This is a genomic window from Pseudoxanthomonas sp. 97-1-1, from assembly GCF_057773125.1.
On the sequence record NZ_JBYMTJ010000001.1, the window covers coordinates 913,676 to 930,698 of the forward strand.

18 protein-coding genes are annotated in these 17,023 nt (G+C 67.5%); 11 read left to right on the forward strand and 7 right to left on the reverse strand.

Annotated elements, in window-relative coordinates; all coding sequences use genetic code 11:
• Positions 1-8: 8 nt before the first annotated feature.
• A complete protein-coding gene (locus AC3DET_RS04370) occupies positions 9-611 on the reverse strand; it encodes a HutD/Ves family protein (protein ID WP_488390828.1) in 603 nt (200 codons plus the stop codon).
• Between the two features lie 287 nt (positions 612-898).
• Positions 899-1,234: a ComEA family DNA-binding protein gene (locus AC3DET_RS04375; RefSeq protein ID WP_337730439.1), complete on the reverse strand. Its 336-nt coding sequence runs from the start codon at positions 1,232-1,234 to the stop codon at positions 899-901.
• Positions 1,235-1,477: 243 nt separating this feature from the next.
• Between AC3DET_RS04375 and AC3DET_RS04380 the strand changes: the two genes are divergently transcribed.
• From AC3DET_RS04380 to AC3DET_RS04390, 3 genes are all read left to right on the forward strand, one after another.
• Positions 1,478-2,968, forward strand: coding sequence for a M20 family metallopeptidase (locus AC3DET_RS04380; protein WP_488390829.1), 1,491 nt, complete (start codon positions 1,478-1,480; stop codon positions 2,966-2,968).
• Between the two features lie 71 nt (positions 2,969-3,039).
• Complete coding sequence (locus tag AC3DET_RS04385) at positions 3,040-3,306, forward strand: GlsB/YeaQ/YmgE family stress response membrane protein (RefSeq protein ID WP_192200384.1); 267 nt, start codon at positions 3,040-3,042, stop codon at positions 3,304-3,306.
• Between the two features lie 168 nt (positions 3,307-3,474).
• The gene (locus tag AC3DET_RS04390; protein WP_488390830.1) at positions 3,475-4,617 is read left to right on the forward strand and encodes a serine hydrolase domain-containing protein; all 1,143 of its coding nucleotides are present in this window, start codon (positions 3,475-3,477) and stop codon (positions 4,615-4,617) included.
• Here the strand turns inward: AC3DET_RS04390 and AC3DET_RS04395 are convergent.
• Together AC3DET_RS04395 and AC3DET_RS04400 are read right to left on the reverse strand one after the other, a co-directional pair.
• On the reverse strand, positions 4,601-6,190 hold the full coding sequence (locus AC3DET_RS04395; protein ID WP_488390831.1) for a winged helix-turn-helix domain-containing protein: 1,590 nt from the start codon (positions 6,188-6,190) through the stop codon (positions 4,601-4,603). The two genes, AC3DET_RS04390 and AC3DET_RS04395, sit on opposite strands and share 17 nt — an antisense overlap.
• 4 nt (positions 6,191-6,194) lie before the next feature.
• Positions 6,195-7,601: a mannose-1-phosphate guanylyltransferase/mannose-6-phosphate isomerase gene (locus tag AC3DET_RS04400; RefSeq protein WP_337730444.1), complete on the reverse strand. Its 1,407-nt coding sequence runs from the start codon at positions 7,599-7,601 to the stop codon at positions 6,195-6,197.
• A gap of 72 nt (positions 7,602-7,673) precedes the next feature.
• Between AC3DET_RS04400 and AC3DET_RS04405 the strand changes: the two genes are divergently transcribed.
• Positions 7,674-8,690 (forward strand): aminoglycoside phosphotransferase family protein, encoded by a 1,017-nt coding sequence (locus AC3DET_RS04405; protein ID WP_488390832.1) that lies wholly within the window; start codon positions 7,674-7,676, stop codon positions 8,688-8,690.
• Positions 8,687-9,391: an N-acetylmuramate alpha-1-phosphate uridylyltransferase MurU gene (gene murU / locus AC3DET_RS04410; RefSeq protein ID WP_488390833.1), complete on the forward strand. Its 705-nt coding sequence runs from the start codon at positions 8,687-8,689 to the stop codon at positions 9,389-9,391. Before AC3DET_RS04405 ends, murU begins: the two co-directional genes overlap by 4 nt.
• 54 nt (positions 9,392-9,445) lie before the next feature.
• Here murU and hda read toward each other — a convergent pair whose 3' ends face one another.
• The 3 genes from hda to AC3DET_RS04425 are packed head-to-tail and all read right to left on the reverse strand — an operon-like array spanning position 9,446 to position 12,417.
• Entirely contained in the window at positions 9,446-10,144 is a 699-nt protein-coding gene (gene hda / locus AC3DET_RS04415; protein ID WP_488390834.1) for a DnaA regulatory inactivator Hda, read from the reverse strand.
• Between the two features lie 8 nt (positions 10,145-10,152).
• Entirely contained in the window at positions 10,153-11,316 is a 1,164-nt protein-coding gene (locus AC3DET_RS04420; RefSeq protein ID WP_488390835.1) for an AI-2E family transporter, read from the reverse strand.
• Positions 11,317-11,331: 15 nt separating this feature from the next.
• Entirely contained in the window at positions 11,332-12,417 is a 1,086-nt protein-coding gene (locus AC3DET_RS04425; RefSeq protein ID WP_488390836.1) for a DUF2066 domain-containing protein, read from the reverse strand.
• A 137-nt stretch (positions 12,418-12,554) separates the two neighbouring features.
• Between AC3DET_RS04425 and purM the strand changes: the two genes are divergently transcribed.
• Genes purM through AC3DET_RS04455 form a run of 6 tightly spaced genes read left to right on the forward strand, consistent with a single transcriptional unit; the run spans position 12,555 to position 17,006 of the window.
• Complete coding sequence (gene purM, locus AC3DET_RS04430; protein WP_488390837.1) at positions 12,555-13,604, forward strand: phosphoribosylformylglycinamidine cyclo-ligase; 1,050 nt, start codon at positions 12,555-12,557, stop codon at positions 13,602-13,604.
• Positions 13,605-13,611: 7 nt separating this feature from the next.
• A complete protein-coding gene (locus AC3DET_RS04435; RefSeq protein WP_488390838.1) occupies positions 13,612-14,232 on the forward strand; it encodes a DUF2238 domain-containing protein in 621 nt (206 codons plus the stop codon).
• Positions 14,229-14,882: a phosphoribosylglycinamide formyltransferase gene (gene purN, locus AC3DET_RS04440; RefSeq protein ID WP_488390839.1), complete on the forward strand. Its 654-nt coding sequence runs from the start codon at positions 14,229-14,231 to the stop codon at positions 14,880-14,882. Before AC3DET_RS04435 ends, purN begins: the two co-directional genes overlap by 4 nt.
• Before the next feature lie 13 nt (positions 14,883-14,895).
• Positions 14,896-15,612: a DUF3108 domain-containing protein gene (locus AC3DET_RS04445; protein WP_488390840.1), complete on the forward strand. Its 717-nt coding sequence runs from the start codon at positions 14,896-14,898 to the stop codon at positions 15,610-15,612.
• A gap of 5 nt (positions 15,613-15,617) precedes the next feature.
• Positions 15,618-16,304 carry a DUF3108 domain-containing protein gene (locus AC3DET_RS04450; RefSeq protein WP_337730881.1) on the forward strand — a complete coding sequence of 229 codons (687 nt, stop codon included), beginning with the start codon at positions 15,618-15,620 and terminating at the stop codon, positions 16,302-16,304.
• A gap of 30 nt (positions 16,305-16,334) precedes the next feature.
• Positions 16,335-17,006: a DUF3108 domain-containing protein gene (locus tag AC3DET_RS04455; protein WP_488390841.1), complete on the forward strand. Its 672-nt coding sequence runs from the start codon at positions 16,335-16,337 to the stop codon at positions 17,004-17,006.
• Positions 17,007-17,023: the final 17 nt, after the last annotated feature.

Genomic DNA, 17,023 nt, shown 5'->3' on the forward strand with positions numbered 1-17,023 from the left:
CCATCCGCTCAGGCGTTCTTGCCAGCGCCCTCATCCTCGACGCGGATGGCCAACAGTTCGCCACCACCCTGAAGCGCGTAGCGGGTACGCGCCGGCCCGGCGGCCAGGATGGCAGTGTCACCGCTCCAGAGATTCCCGAGTCCGCAATTGGCATCGAACGCCGCCTGCCCTGCGAGCAGGTGAACCACCCAATGCACACCAGGCTCGGCGAAGAACAGCATCGGTCCAACCAAGGGGCGATGCAGCAGTTCGGTGCGGACGACACCGCGTCGCCACATCAGATTGAAATCATGCGTGGGGCCATCGACCAGTTCGCCGGTCACCGCGTCTTCGCCCGCGAAACGATGGCGACCGTGCGGCGGGGCAAGCTCCACCACGCGCCCTCCGTTGAAACGGAGGCGCAGGCCGTTACCGCGCAGCAGGACCAGTTCGCGATCAATGCCGGGGAATTCGGAGAAAGCGGCATCTTGTTCGATCTCGGCGATCGAGAGGCGCCAGTTCCATATCCCGGCATCAGGCACCCGCGCGATCTCGCGCGTCCAGCCCAGACCATTCCTCCAACGCTCCCGTCGGTACTCATTGGCGGGAATGATGCGCGACACGTCCGGCATGGTGGTCCCCTGTCTGGATGCGGCGCGATTCTAGCCCCTCCCCGTTATTGAGGCAGCTACGCGACAACCCCAAAACGACATCGCCCGGATGCGCTTCCTGCGCGTCCGGGCGATGTCCACCTCCGTGTCGGCATCCTGCCAGTGGCAGGCCAATGCCTGTTCCTGACCCATGCGCGTCCTGCGCGTTGTAGGTACGTCCTTGTCGGCCTCCTGCCTGTTTCCCCCTGGCATCCAGCCCCTGTGTCCGGCGCTCCACATCCTGTGGAACCGCCGGGCACGGGAATCGATCAGCGCCGTGCTACCGGCTTGGCAGGCGTCGCGGCAGCGGCCGGCTTGCGTACCGGTGCGGCACCGGCCCGCAGTTCGATGCGGTCGCGGTTCTGCTCCACGGTGCTCAGGCCGATGCCCTTCACCATCGCCAGTTCCTCGGCGCTCTTGAATGGTCCGTTGGCCTTGCGGTACTCGACGATGGCGGCGGCCTTCGCCGGACCCACGCCAGTCAGCACACGGTCCAGTGCGGCCGCATCCGCCGTGTTGATGTTGACCTTCTCCGCCGCCATGGCCTGCACGGCGATCAACAGCGAAAGTGCAGCGGCGAATACGATATGGATGAACGACTTCATGACAACTCTCCTTGTGACGTTGGACTCTCCATGGATGGCGGGTGCGTCGACGCATCCGTCATGTGTCCGTCGGTCGCCTCGGGGCCGCGACGGTAGGGAGAGTGTCCAGCGCCCATGGGTGCCAAGGTATCGCCACTGCGCGTGCGAATCTGCCCGTAAACACCCCGGCCATGCGTAGGAAAAGTCCTACCCCAGGCAAGAGCGTAGAATGGCGCACTACGTCTCAAGTACTCCGGAGTTGCCATGGATACCGCCAAAGTCGACCGCTACGTAGCCGAAAAGTGGGATGACGACATCGTCCCGCAGCTGGTCGAGTACATCCGCATCCCCAACAAGTCACCGATGTTCGACAAGGACTGGGTAGCCAACGGGTACATGGAACAGGCGGTCCAGCTGATGGAGCGCTGGGCGAAGGCGCAGTCGGTTCCGGGCATGCAAGTCGAAGTGGTGCGCCTGGAAGGCCGCACCCCGCTGATCTTCATCGAGATTCCTGCGACCGGGCCCGAGACAGCAGCAGATACGGTGCTGCTGTACGGCCACCTGGACAAGCAGCCGGAAATGACCGGCTGGGACGACGACCTGGGCCCGTGGGTGCCGGTGATCAAGGGCGACAAGCTGTACGGCCGTGGCGGTGCCGATGATGGCTACGCGATCTTCGGCTCGCTGGCCGCCATCCAGGCGCTGCAGCAACAGGGCGTGCCGCACGCGCGCTGCGTCATCCTGATCGAAGCCTGCGAGGAGTCCGGCAGCTACGATCTGCCGGCCTACGTCGATCACCTGGCAGGCCGCATCGGCAAACCGTCGCTGGTCGTGTGCCTGGATTCGGGCTGCGGCAATTACGACCAGCTCTGGTGCACCACGTCGTTGCGCGGCCTGGCCGGCGGCAACTTCACCGTCAAGGTGCTGGAGGAAGGCGTGCACTCGGGCGACGCATCCGGCGTGGTGCCGTCCAGCTTCCGCCTGCTGCGCCAGCTGCTGTCGCGGCTCGAGGACGAGCAGACCGGCCGCATCCTGCCGGAGGGCTTGCAGGTCGAGATCCCCGCGGACCGCCTTGCGCAGGCGCAGGAAGCCGCGCGCGTGCTGGATACGGCCGTGTTCGACAAGTTCCCGTTCCTGCCCGGCATGACCCCGATGGCGAACGACCTGGCGCAGCTTGTGCTCAACCGCACCTGGCGCCCGGCGCTGTCGGTGACCGGCGTGGACGGCATGCCGCCGCTGTCGTCAGCCGGCAACGTGCTGCGACCACATACCTCGGTGAAGCTGTCGCTGCGCCTGCCGCCCACGCTGGATGGCAAGCAGGCTGGCCAGTTGCTGAAGGACCTACTGGAAAAGGATGCGCCCAACGGTGCGCAGGTCAGCCTGGACCTGGAGAAGGCCAGCACCGGATGGAACGCGCCCGCCATGTCACCGTGGCTGGAGAAGGCCATCGACGCCTCCAGCCGCGAGTTCTTCGGCGCCCCGGCGATGTACATGGGCGAAGGCGGCACCATTCCCTTCATGGGCATGCTGGGCGAGAAGTTCCCCGGTGCGCAGTTCATGATCACGGGTGTGTTGGGCCCGCATTCCAATGCGCACGGTCCGAACGAATTCCTGCACATCCCGATGGGCAAGAAGGTCACCGCCTGCGTGGCGCGCGTGATCGCGGAGCACCATGCGGCCAGCGTGCGTGGCGAAACCACGGGCGTGGGCGTGGTGGCCGGCGGCGAGCAGCACGGCGACCACGGTTGCTGCTGAGCCGGATGGTTCGCGGGGGGAGTCCTGGGTTACGCTCCGGACACCCCCGCATTCCCAACTGGAGCGACTCGATGGAACAGATCTTTGGCGGCGGCATCCTCTGGACGTTGTTGATCGGCTTCCTCGCCGGCTTGCTGGCACGGGCCCTCAAGCCCGGCAACGACAAGCTCGGCTTCTTCATGACCATCGTTCTGGGCATCCTGGGCGCCCTGCTGGCGCGCTTCATCGGGGGTGCGCTGGGCTGGTACTCACCCGGCGAACCGGCGGGCTTCATCGCTTCGGTGGTCGGCGCCATCGTGCTGCTCTTCATCTACGCCATGGTGAAGAAGAAGGCCTGAGCCGCCGGGGACAACCGGACGGCCGAGTGCCACGAAAAGCCCCGCCACGCGGGGCTTTTTCTTGTCCCCGTGCGGCGCGCACGACCGCTTTCATAATTCTTCATTCGGCTGTCAGGCGCTTCATCGAGGCCCGCGATGGAATGACGCTCCCTTCCAAGGAGTCATGCCATGCATCGTTCCCTGCTGTTGCTCTTCCTCGTCATGTCCCCCGTTGCACACGCGGCGGAGCCATCTGCCAGCGTCCCAGTCGTGCCGGAAGCCTATCGCCCGCCCGTGCCGATGCAGGATGGCTGGCAGACCGCCGACGCCCGTCACGACGGCTGGCAGGTCGATCGCCTGCAGGCGCTTGAAGCGGCCATCGCGAAGGGGGATTTCCCAGGCGTCACCAGTGTCGTCATCGCCCACCAGGGCAAGCTGGTGTACGAGCGCTACTTCAACGGCGGCGGCCCGGATGTGCTCAACGACACGCGTTCGGCCACCAAGAGCGTCACCGCCCTGCTGCTGGGAGCGGCGATTGATCGCGGGCACATTCCCGGTGCGCAGGCGTCCGTGTATGCCTACTTCGCCGACAGGCAACCGTGGCGGAACCCCAGTCCGCGCAAGCAGCAGATGACGCTGGAAGACCTGCTCACGATGAGCTCGGCCTGGGAGTGCGACGACGAAAACCAGTTCTCCGCCGGCAACGAGGAGCGCATGTATCTGAGTGAGGACTGGACCCGGTTCGCGCTGGACCTGCCGATGCGCGGCTTCGCGCCGTGGATGACGCGACCCGAGGACAGCCCGCATGGCCGGGCCTTTTCGTACTGCACGGCGGGCAGCTTCCTGCTGGGCGCGGTGATTGAACGGGCAACAGGCAAGCCGTTGGCGACCTTCGCTGCCGAAGCACTGGAACACCCACTCGGCATCCGACAGGTGCAGTGGAACAGGTCGTCGGAGGGTGTGGGCATGGGTGGCGGTGGAACGCGTTACCGCAGCCGCGACCTGGCCAAACTGGGGCAACTGGTGGCCGATGGCGGCCGCTGGCAGGGCCGGCAGATCATCTCCACGCCCTGGATCAACGCGGCACTGACGGTGCACGCGCAGGCGCGCGAGGATGCGGACTACGGCTACCAGTTCTGGCGGTTCCGGTTTCCGGGCAAGCAAGGAGAGCAGGCGGCATGGGCGATGTCGGGCAACGGCGGCAACTACGTCTTCATCGTGCCCGAACGGCAGCTGGTGGCAGTGATCACGCGGACTTCGTTCAACCAGCGCAACGTCCACCCGCAGTCGCAACAGATGTTTGGCGACTACGTGCTCAAGGCGATGCCGTAAGGCGTTCCAGCAACGCGACGGGCACCTTGCGGTGCTCGAGCGCGACGCGCCGGTTGAGCGCATCCACGCTGCGGGCGAAGGCGGGCTCGGCCGCCATCGTCCTGAACAACGGCGACACCCGCAGGTACGCCGCATCGCTGTAACCCGCATCCACTGCGCGTTGCAGCGATGCGAGCGCCCCCGCACGATCGCCGGCGGCCTCGCGCAGCACGACGACTTCAAGCCAGTCGGAGGGGTAGCCCGCACCGCCCTCCAACTCGCGGGCAAGGCCGTCGGCACGCACAGTGGCCCACGCCGGGTCGACGGCGCCGGCATGGAGGCGGGCCAGCGTCGTCGGCAGGCTGGCACCGGGACGCAAGGCTTCCGCCTGCCGGTAGGCCGCCAGGGCAGCCGCGGGATCACCCTGCAGTTGCGCCAGTTCGGCCGCCAGCTGGAACAAGTCGGCATGGTCCGTGCCGCGCCGCATGGCCTGGTCCAGCGCGGCCTGCGCTTCCGTCGTGCGGCCGTGGCGGAACAGGAAACGCGGCCACGCGATGTTGGAGAACACGTTGTCGGGATACAGCGCGAAGCTCTGGCGATAACGCGCTTCCGCCGCCTGCGGATAGCCCAGCAGATCCAGGATGCCGGCGATCTGCACCTGCAGGTAGCGCACGCGCGCGGGATCGCCGCGCAATGATGTGTTCGCGAGCAGCGCCTGGGCGAGCCGCCCCTTGCGGTCATAGAGGTAGGCCGCGGACGCGCGGCTGTTGTCGGCGGTGGGGTCCAGTGCGACGGCACGTTCGTATCCGGCAAGCGCATCGTCGATACGGCCGCGGCAGTCATGCGAATAGCCCAGCGCGGCGTGGGCAGTCGCGCGCCCGGGCTCGGCGCGGATGGCCTGCTCGGCCAGCATCTGCGCGCGTTCCGCCCATTCCGGCGGAAAATTGAACAGGCAGACACGGGCACTGTAGGCGCGGCTCAATCCGACCAGTGCATCCACGTTGCCGGGCTTTTCTTCAAGGGCCTGGCCGAAGAGTTCGACCGCGCGTTCGTTGTCGTCGCGCTGACCGATGCTGGCGTAGTAGGCGGCACGCTGCAGCAACGAGGGCGGGGCGGTCGCCGTGGCCAGCGTACGGGCGGCCTTGCCATCGACATGCTGCTTCCACGCCCACAATCCCGCGCACGCTGCGAACACCACGACGCCTGCCGTGGCCATGACCACCCGGCGTGATCGATGCGATCCGGGTTCCGGCATGTTTGCGGGCTCGATGGCAAGCATCGGTTCCGGGCGCGCGCACAACTGGTAGCCCTGCCCACGCACCGACCGCAGGTAGCGCGGACTGCGTCCGTCATCCCCCAGGGCCTGGCGCAGCAGCTTCACCCGCTGGGTGACGGTCTCCTCATTGACGATCGCCGGCGCCCACACGCGCTGGATGAGCTCATCGAAACCGACGACACGGTCGCCCTGTTCCAGCAGGTGGCGCAACAGCTGGAAGCTGAGACCCGCCACGTTGAGGAGTTCGCCATTGCGTTCGACGCGCTGCCGCTCCAGATCGATCACCAGATCGTCCAGGCGGTAGCGCACGGAGCTCACGCCATTACTCACTGCGACCGTAGACATCCTCGAAGCGGACGATGTCGTCTTCACCCAGATAACTGCCGGACTGCACTTCGATCAGCTCCAGCGGCACCTTGCCGGGATTCTCCAGGCGATGCTTCACACCCAGCGGGATGTAGGTGCTCTCGTTCTCGGACAGCAACAGCGTCTCGTCGCCGCGCGTGACCTTCGCGGTACCGCTGACCACGATCCAGTGCTCGGCGCGGTGGTGGTGCATCTGCAGGCTCAATGCCGCACCCGGCTTGACCTTGATGCGCTTCACCTGGTGGCGTCCGCCATTGTCGACCGAATCGTAGCTGCCCCACGGGCGGTGCACTTCGCGGTGCAGCACGGCCTGGCTGCGCTGCTCTTCCTTCAGCCGCGCCACCACCAGCTTCACGTCCTGCACGCGGTCCTTGCGGGCCACCAACACGGCGTCGTCGGTCTCGACCACGACGATGTCGTCCACGCCCACCAGGGCCACCAGTCGTTGCGCGTAGGCGTAGCTGTTGCGACTGTCGACGGCGATCACGTCGCCGTGGTGGGCGTTGCCATCGGCATCGCGCTCCGCGACATCCCACAGCGCGGACCAGCTGCCGACGTCATTCCAGCCAATGTCCACCGGAAGCACCATCGCGTGATCCGTCTTCTCGAAGACCGCGTAGTCGATCGAGTCCGACGGACACGCAGTGAAGGCCTCCTTGTCGAGGCGGACAAAGTCGCCGTCGTGGCGCGCGGCTGCATGCGCCGCGCGCACGGCTTCGACGATGTCGGGGCGGAAACGCGCGAGTTCTTCCAGATAGCGGCTGGCGCGGAACAGGAACATGCCGCTGTTCCAGTAGTAGCCGCCCGCATCGAGGTAAGACCGGGCCGTGGCGGCATCGGGCTTCTCGACGAAGCGCGACACCTTCCGCAGGCCGTCGCCGGCTTCGGCCTGGATGTAGCCGAATCCGGTTTCCGGCGCATCCGGCACGATCCCGAACGTCACCAACGCGCCGGCGTCGGCTGCAGGCAACGCTTCGCGCACGGCGCGCTGGAAGGCGGCCTCGTCGCGCACCACATGATCCGATGGCAGCACCAGCAGCAGCGGATCGGCGCCGCCGGCCATCGCCTGCAGTGCGGCCGCCGCGATCGCGGGAGCCGTGTTGCGACCAACCGGCTCAAGCAGGATCGCCGGTGTTGGCGCGCCGATCTGCCGGAGCTGTTCCGCGACCAGGAACCGGTGTTCCTCGTTCGCCACCACGATGGGCCCCAGATCCGCGATGGCTTCGACACGACGCCAGGTCGCCTGCACCATCGTGTCGTCGCCCGCCAGTGGCAGGAACTGTTTGGGATACGCCTCGCGCGAGAGCGGCCACAGGCGCGTGCCGGAGCCGCCGGAAAGCAGCACAGGTTGGAGTTTGGCCATGCAAGCCTCGCAAGTCGGTAGGGCGCCAGTTTACCCTGTAGGCCTTTATCGCCTGTGCCCGGTCGCGACCGCATGAACCCAACGATTCAGGACCCCTCGGGGCGGGAAGCCCAGCGCCTGGAGTGGGCGCGTGGCGCGCTCGGCGACCCGTTCGCGCAGTTGGAACGCGCATCGATGGATGCCGGGTTCCGCAGCTACTGGCGCAGCCTGGGCGACGGGCCTGGGCGCATCGTGATGGATTCGCCTCCCGGCCTGGAGGACGTGCGTCCATGGCTGGCCATGCGCGAGCTGCTGGCGGGCGGCGACGTGCGCGTGCCCGACGTGCTGGCCATCGACACCGAGCACGGCTTCCTGCTGCTGGAAGACCTGGGTGGCCCGACCCTCGCGCACGTCATCAGCGACGACAATGCGGACACCTGGTTCGATGCCGCCATCGAACAGTTGCTGCGCCTGCAGGCGATCACGCCGCCGGAGGGCATGGGCGAATTCGGCGAAGCCCTGCTGCAACGCGATGCGGGACTGTTCGACGAGTGGTTCCTGCGGCGCCACCTGGGCCTGACGCTGGACTGCGGCGAAGCCGAGGGGCTGGAACTGGCACAGCGGCGCCTGATGGACAATGCGCTGAAGCAGGCGCGCGTGCTGACCCATCGCGACTTCATGCCGCGCAATCTGATGCCGGTGACGCCGGGGCCGGCGGTGATCGATTTCCAGGACTGCGTCCGCGGCCCCATCGCGTACGATGCGATGAGCCTGTTCAAGGATGCCTTCCTGAGTTGGCCGGTGGAGCGCGTGGACGGCTGGCTGGCGCGCTACCACGCCCGCGCCACCCGTGCCGGGCTGCCGGTGCCGGAGCTGAAGGTGTTCCTGCGCGATGCGGACTGGATGGGCATCCAGCGGCACCTGAAGATCCTCGGCATCTTCTCCCGCCTGCATTACCGCGATGGCAAGACCCGCTACCTGCCCGACGTGCCACGCTTCGTCCGCTATCTGGACGAGGTGTTGCCACGCTATCCGGAACTGGCGGGCCTGCACACCTTGCTTGATGCGCGCATCAAGCCCGTACTGCATGCGCGCGGTGAGATCGCATGAAGGCATTGGTCTTCGCGGCGGGACTCGGCGAGCGCATGCGCCCGCTGACCGACCACACACCCAAGCCGCTGATAGAAGCCGGAGGCAAGCCGCTGATCGTCTGGCACCTGGAGAAACTGGCGGCAATGGGCGTGGACGAGGTGGTGGTCAACACCAGCTGGCTGGCCGACCGCTTCCCGGCGGTGCTCGGCGATGGCGCGCGCTGGGGCCTGCGGTTGCACTACCTGCATGAAGGCGACACGCCGCTTGAAACCGGTGGCGGCATGCTCAACGCACGGCCCTTGCTCGGCGAAGCGCCGTTCCTGCTGGTCAATGGCGACATCTGGACCGATTTCGATTTCGCACGGCTGCCGCGTGAGCCGCAGGGCTTGGCACACCTGGTGATGATCGATCCACCCGGCTACGCCACCCACGGCGATTTCGCGTTGGATCCTTCCGGACACGTGCGGCGCGACGGCGGACGGCGCCTCACGTACGCCGGCATCGGCGTCTACCGCGCAGCGCTGCTGGACAACTGGCCGAGGCACGTAGACGACCATGTAGGCGTGACTGCGAACGGTAAGCCCCGCTTCCGCTTGGCGCCGATCTTGCGCGCGCACATGGACGCCGACGGAATCCACGGCGAACACCACCCCGGCTGCTGGACGGACGTAGGTACGCCGCAACGGTTGGCAGAACTGGAAGCCACGCTGAGCGTGTAGCCAAAAGCGTTCTTCCCTGCGCTACGCGGGAAGCATCGCGGGCAAGGCCCGCTCCTAAAGCACGCTGCGCAGGAACGGCACCGTGATACGTCGCTGCGCTGCGAGCGATGCGCGATCGAGGCGGTCCAGCAGCGCCACCAGCGCGCCCAGATCACGATCGGTCCGCGTGAGGAGCCACTCCAGCGCAGCGTCTTCCAGCACCAGTCCGCGCCGCTGCGCACGTTCGCGCAGCACATCACGCCGCCCCGCCTCGTCGAGCGGATCGAGCATCACGCGCAAGCACTGCTGCAAGCGTGAACGCAGGTCGGGGAGATCAAGGCCGATGTCGTCGGGGATACCGCGTGCGGTGTACAGCACGTTCAATCCGGAGGCACGCGCGCGGTTGTGGAAATCGAATAGCGCGACTTCATCCTCGCGCGTACCGGCGATCACTTCGATGCCGTCCAGCGCGACCACATCATTGCCCTCCAGTGCGTCGAGTGCATCGCGCAGCCGGCCGGCGGCAGCGGCCATCGGCAGGTAGGCCGCGCGACGATGCTGCTGTTCGGTGGCGGCGCACAGCGCTAGCGCGAGATGGGTCTTGCCCGTCCTTGACGGGCCGGCCAGATAGACCCAGTCCGCGCCCGGCCTGACTGCCAGGGCACCCAGCGCCGCCAACGCGCCCTGCGGCGGACCGATGAAGCTCTCGAAGCGTTGATCCGGCGGATAGCGCAGCGCCAACGGCAATTGCGGACCGAGGTCGGTACCCTGCATGCCCCTGCTCACGGCGTATCGGTGTCGCGCGCCGGCGCCTGCTCCACGCTGCCCTTGTCGATGTACGAGTCCAGCACGATGGAGGGGCGGTCACCGGCGTACAGCCGGCTCTGCGTGTAGCGTTCGTGGGCGAAGCGCAGCAGTACGTTGGCGATCGCCGCCACCGGCAACGCCAGCAGCATGCCAAGGAAGCCGAACAACTGGCCGCCGGCCATGATGGCGAAGATCACAGCGACCGGGTGCAGGCCGATGCGATCGCCCACGATGCGGGGCGTCAGCACGTAGCCTTCCAGCATCTGGCCGACCACGAACACGCCCAGCACCATCGCCACCAGCGACCAGTCGCCGCCGGACTGCACCAGCGCGGCGATCACGCCCAGCACGATGCCGGTGGCGGTACCGAGATAAGGCACGAAGCTGATCAGGCCGGCGATGATGCCGATCAGCAGGCCGACCTTCAGCCCCACCACCGACAGGCCGGCCGCATAGATCGCGCCCAATGCCAGCATCACCAGGAACTGGCCGCGCAGGAAGGCGCCGAGCACTTCGTTCGATTCCAGCGCCAGCCGCGTGACCGTGGCGATATGGTCGCGCGGCACCAGCGCCGCGACGCGTTCGACCAGGATGTCCCAGTCGCGCAGGAAGTAGAACGTCAGGATGGGCAGCAGCACCAGGTTGGCGACCCACGCCATCACCGCGAAACCGGAGCGCGAGAAATAGCCGAACATCGTGGCCGCCACGCCACCGGCCTGTTGCCAGTGGCCACGCACCCATTCGGTCAGCCGGTCCGGGTCCAGCCACGCGACCAGTTCCAGCCCGGTGCGGCGCTCCACCCACGGCAGCGCGGTCTGCACGAACCAGTCCCGGTAAGCCGGCAGCGATTCGATCACCGTGACCACCTGACGTTCGATCATCGGCACCAGGATCACAAGCGCCAGCACCAGCAGCAGCAGCATCAGCGTGAACACCAGCACCACCGCCACGGTGCGCGAGCGCCCCGAGCGTTCCAGCCGGTCGACCCATGGGTCGCCAAGCCAGCCCAGCAGTGCCGCGCAGACAAACGGCGTCAGCACCGGTGCCAGCAGCCAGACCAGCCAGCCGATGATCACCGCGACCAGCAGCCATTGCCAGCGGCGGGCCAGCGTTCCGACCGGCGTGGGAGAGAGATCCATGGGCATCCTTGTGGGTCAGCGCATCTGGTAGGCCGGCGGCTCGCCTTCGCCACCGGTGAAGGGGGCTTCGTCGCCCATCGTGCGACGGAACCCGGCCAGGCCCGACACGAGCTCCAGGTCGAACTCGACGACATCGCCGTTGGCACGCACCGGGGTGATGCGACGGACCACTGCCATCTTCTGCAGATGCCCGGTCAGGCGCAGGTAATCGTCCGTGCTGCGGATGCCTGTGAAGAGCACGCGATAGGTACCCGCGGGGCCCGCACTGCCACGCTTGCCGTAGCGCTTCACCAGCGCATCGGCGGTGCCGTCGGCACCGGAGGCCATCGCGCGGCGCGCATCGGCGTCGGTCACCGACCACTTCGCCAGCACCTTGCCGGCATCGACGAACACCCAGTCGGCGGTCCAGCCACCCTTGGCACTGCGGTAGAGCTTGCCGATCAGCTGCATCGGCGGGCTGTAGCGGGCCGACGCGCGCGCGACGGCGGCAGTGTCCTGGCGCCAGATGGCGCCGACCAGCGCCTGTTCCGCCGCACCGCCGGCCGGCAGACCGAGGCCGTAGCCACGCTCGATGGCGCGGTTGAGCAACGGGCGCGCGGCATTGGACTGCGGCAAGCCGACCAGGCGCGGACCGCTGCCGTCGTTGATCGCCAGCCAGACCACCGGCTTCGGGCGTGGCTGCGGCCACACCGGCAAGCCGAGCGCGCCCGCCAGTCCATTGACCTGGTCTTCATCGAACCGCACCACCAGCGTGGTTCGGAAGGTGGGCGCGCCGGTGGGCGACGTACCCTGATCCTGCCGGTAGTCGTAGCCATCCACGTAGTCCTTGGCGTTGCGCAACTCGGCGCCGACGCCAGGGCGCGACATCGCCGACCGGTCACCCGACAGTTTGCCCAGCACCGTTCCCAGCGCGCGTGCGAAGCCGCCCTGCCGCTCTTCCTCGCCCTGCCCGTTGACCGGTACCTCGGCCTGATACAGCCCGCGCGCGGAGACCGCGTCGCCTTCGGTGCGCAAGCCCGATTGGGCGTGTGCGACGGGCGTCGTGGTCATGGCCGCCAACAGCACGGCGGTGGCGAGGGCGAAACCTGGGATCCAGCGCATCGAGCGTCCTTGGGCTCTGCAGACCCTGTGAATTGTTGCCCGAATGGCCCGCCATCGCCAACGGCACCCGTTCAGGACGGCCGCGAGGCCTGCCGATTCCATTAAAATCACGCCTCTTGCCCCATCGACGACCGCCCGTGACCCAGCCGACGCCTTCCGCCCCCACCCCGATGACCTATCGCGACGCGGGTGTCGACATCGACGCCGGCAACGAGCTGGTCGAACGCATCAAGCCGCTGGTCAAGCGCAGCTTCCGGCCGGAAGTGATGGGCGGACTGGGCGGCTTCGGCGCGCTGTTCGACCTGTCCGGCAAATACCGTGAACCGGTGCTGGTCTCCGGCACCGACGGCGTGGGCACGAAGCTGAAGCTGGCGCAGCAACTGGGCCGCCACGACACCATCGGCATCGACCTGGTCGCCATGTGCGTGAACGACGTGCTGGTGCAGGGCGCCGAGCCGCTGTTCTTCCTGGATTACTTCGCGACCGGCAAGCTGGACGTGGACACCGCGGTGTCGGTGGTCGGTGGCATCGCCCGGGGATGCGAGCTTTCCGGCTGTGCACTGATCGGCGGCGAGACCGCCGAGATGCCCGACATGTACGGCCCCGGCGAATACGACCTCGCCGGTTTCTGCGTGGCGGCGGTGGAGAAGTCGAAACTGCTCGACGGCGCCAAGGTACGCGCGGGCGACGTGTTGATCGGCGTCGCCTCCAGCGGCCCGCATTCCAACGGTTACTCGCTGGTGCGGCGCATCTACGACCGCGCCGGCCGTCCCGCCGACATCGATGTGGGCGGCGTGAAGCTGGCCGATGCCCTGATGGCACCGACCACGCTCTACGTGAAGCCCGTACTGGAGCTGCTGCAGGCGCACGACCTGCATGCGATGGCGCACATCACCGGCGGCGGCCTGACCGAGAACATCATCCGCGTGATCCCGGACGGCCTGGGCCTGGACATCGACGCCAGTGCGTGGACGCTGCCGCCCGTGTTCGACTGGCTGCAACGGGAAGGCGCGGTGGAGAACGCCGAGATGTGGCGCACCTTCAACTGCGGCATCGGCTTCGTGCTGGTGGTTGCGCCGGACCAGCTTGCCGCCGTGCAGGCGGATCTCGTCCGCCTGCAACTGGCGCACTGGCAGATCGGTGAAGTCGTCACCGCCCACGGCGGCGAACGCGTCCGCATCGGCTGAGCGCGGCATGCCGCGCAGCAAGGGGATCGTCTTCGGACTGACGCTGGCGGTGTTCGCCTCCAGCTGGATCGCGCCGCGGTGGCCGGTCGAACAGGCCATGCACAGCAGCCTGACCGTGCTCGGACTGGCCTGGCTGTGGTGGCATGACCGCCGCTGGCCGCTGCGGCCGGTGCATTTCGCCCTGATCTGCGCCTTCATCGTGGCGCACTGCATCGGCGCGCGCTGGCTGTATTCCTACGTGCCATATGATGCGTGGCTGCAGGCCGCGACGGGCTGGTCGCCGGCGGAAGCGTTCGGCTGGCAGCGCAACCACTTCGACCGCTTCATCCACCTGATGTACGGAGTCTGCTTCACGCCCGCCGTCTGGCATTGGCTGCGCCAGCGCTGGTCACGGCTATCGGTGGGCCAGGCGTTCACGCTGGCGGTGATGCTGATCATGTGCACGAGCCTGCTGTACGAATGGCTGGAGTGGGGCATCGCGCTGACCATGTCGCCCGAGGCGGCCGAGTCCTACAACGGCCAGCAGGGTGATGGGTGGGACGCGCATGCCGACATGCTGCTGGCCACGGTCGGTGCGTTGCTGGCCTGGCCACTGGCGCGCGCCGAGCGTCACGGCGTGAAGGCATGACCGCGCGCATCGCGGTACTGGCCTCCGGCCGCGGCAGCAACCTGCAGGCCATCCTGCAGGCCATTGCCGACGGCACCCTCGATGCCGACGTGGTGGGCGTGTTCTCCGACAAGCCGACCGCCCCTGCCCTGCGTCTGGTCCCGGCAGCGCGGCGCTGGAGCGCGCGACCCGCAGCATTCCCGGATCGTGCCGCATACGAGGCCGCCCTGGCGGACGCTGTCGCCGCCACCGGTCCGGACTGGGTGGTCTGCGCAGGCTACATGCGCATCCTGGGCGATGCCTTCATCTCCCGCTTCCGCGGCCGGCTGCTGAACATCCATCCGTCGCTGCTGCCCAAATACCGCGGCTTGCACACGCACGCCCGCGCGCTTGAGGCCGGCGACACCGAGCATGGCGCGAGTGTCCACTTCGTCATTCCTGAACTGGATGCCGGGACGGTGATCGCCCAGGTGAGGGTACCGGTCCTGCCCGGCGACACGCCGGAAGCACTGGCCGCACGCCTGCTCCCGCGCGAGCACGCCCTGTTGCTGGCCGTGCTGCGCCTGGCCGCCAGCGGCAGCCTGGCTGAACAGGGCGACATCACGCTCTGTCACGGTCAGCCGCTATTAAATGCGCTGTCCCTAGATTCAGCCGACCGTCTGCTCCCCTGACCTGCTTGCCCCGATGCTTTGCCCACTCCGCTCCCTGCTGCTCGGCCTGTCCCTGGCCGGCGCCACCGCGCCCGCGCTGGCGCTGGAGCCGTTCGTGGCCAGCTACCAGGCCTACAACGAGGGCAAGCTGGCCGGCAGCGCAAGCATGAAGGTCGCGCCCAGGGCCGGCAGCCAGTGGCAGATCGATCTGGATGTGAAAGGTACGCGTGGTTTTGCGCGATTGGCCGGGTTGAACATCGAGCAGAGCACCGTATTCGATGCCAGCGACAACCAGTTTCGTCCGCTGAGCCAGGCCACGGCCCGCCGCGCCCTGCTGATGGGCAAGAGCATGGTCGGCACCTATGACTGGACCAACCGCACCGCCCAATGGCGGGGCGACATCAAGAAAGACCGCCGTGCACCGTTGTCGCTGCAGACAGGCGACATGAGCGCCCTGCTGATGAACCTGGCCGTGATCCGCGACGCCGCACCGGGGCGCGAGCTCAACTACCGCGTGGTGGACAACGGCCGCATCCGCGACTATCAGTACGTCGTGTCGTCGGAGCCCGAGATCGTGAGTGTTGAGGACCTGAGCTACAGTGCCCTGCGTGTCAGCCGGGCGAACGGCGGCAACGACGAAACCATTTTCTGGGTCGCCGACGGCGTGCCCACCCCCGTGCGCATCCTGCAGCGGGAGAACGGTCAGGACGGCGTCGATCTGCGCCTGGTCGAATACCAGGGAGTACCTTGAACATGATGAAGACCACGCTCCACTCTCCGCGCACGCTGCTGGCTGCCGCGATCCTCGCCAGCGCCAGCGCACCCGCGTTCGCCGTCGAGGCCTTCACCGCGCAGTACAACGCCAGCGCCCTGGGCATGGTCGGCGAAGGCCAGATGGCGGTCGCGCCGCAGCCCGGCAACCGCTGGCAGTACACGCTGACCGTGCGCAACCAGGCCGTGGACCTGAGCCAGAAGACCGTGTTCGACGTGCAGGATGGCCGCATGCGGCCGCTGAGCAGCAGCGACAGCTCTCGCCTGTTGATCAAGAAGAAGAACGTCAACACGGTGTATGACTGGTCCAAGGCGCAGGCCACCTGGAGCGGCGATGTGAAGCCCGACCGCGCCGGCCCGGTGAAGCTGGCCGCCGGCGACATGGACGCCCTGCTGGTCAACCTGGCCATCGTGCGTGACGTGGCGGCGGGCAAGCCATTGACCTACCGCATGGTGGAAAACGGCCGCGCGAAGCCGATGACCTACCAGGTTGCCGGCAAGGAGCGCATCACGATTGGCGGCAAGCCGCAGGACGCCACCAAGGTGGTACGCACCGACGGCGACAAGCAGACCATCGTCTGGGTGGTGGCCGACGCGCCGGTGCCGGCGCGCATCCTGCAGCGTGAAAACGGACAGGACACCATCGACCTGACGCTCAAGTCCTGGCGCTGAGCCACGCGCTCCCGCATTTCCGAGACCCCCATGACACGGATGTCCGTCCTCCTCACGGCCGCGCTGGCCACGGCGGCCCTCCCCGCCCATGCGCTCAAGCCGTTTACGGCGCAATACGAGGCGTCCTTCAAAGGCATCTCGGCTGGCGGCGCGATGTCGCTCAGCCAGCAGGGCAACCGCTGGACCTACGCGATGGGCATCCGCAACACGATGGCGAACCTGAGCCAGGCTACGGTGTTCGAGGACGCGGCCGGCCGCTACCGGCCCCTGGGTGGCAGCGATCGTGCCACGTACCTGATGAAGACCCGCTCGGTCATCACCGTCTACAACTGGAAAGGCATGCAGGCGCGCTGGACCGGCGACGTGAAACCGCAACGCGCGGGCCCGGTGGCCATGCAGCCGGGCGACATGGACGCATTGCTGGTCAACCTCGCGCTGGTGCGCGACGTCGGCTTCGGTCGTACGGTCATGAGCTATCGCCTGCTGGAGAACGGCAAGGCCAAGCCGATGACCTACCGCGTGGCCGGCCGCGAGAAGATCACCGTGGGTGGTCGCGCGCTGGACACGACCAAGGTGGTGCAGAGCGCGGGCGGCAAGCAGACCACCGCGTGGATCGCCGCCGGCGTTCCCGCGCCGGTCCGCATCGTGCAGCGGGAAGACGGCAGCGACGTGTTCCGCCTGCAACTTACATCCTGGCGCTGAATCCTCCAGACACCCAT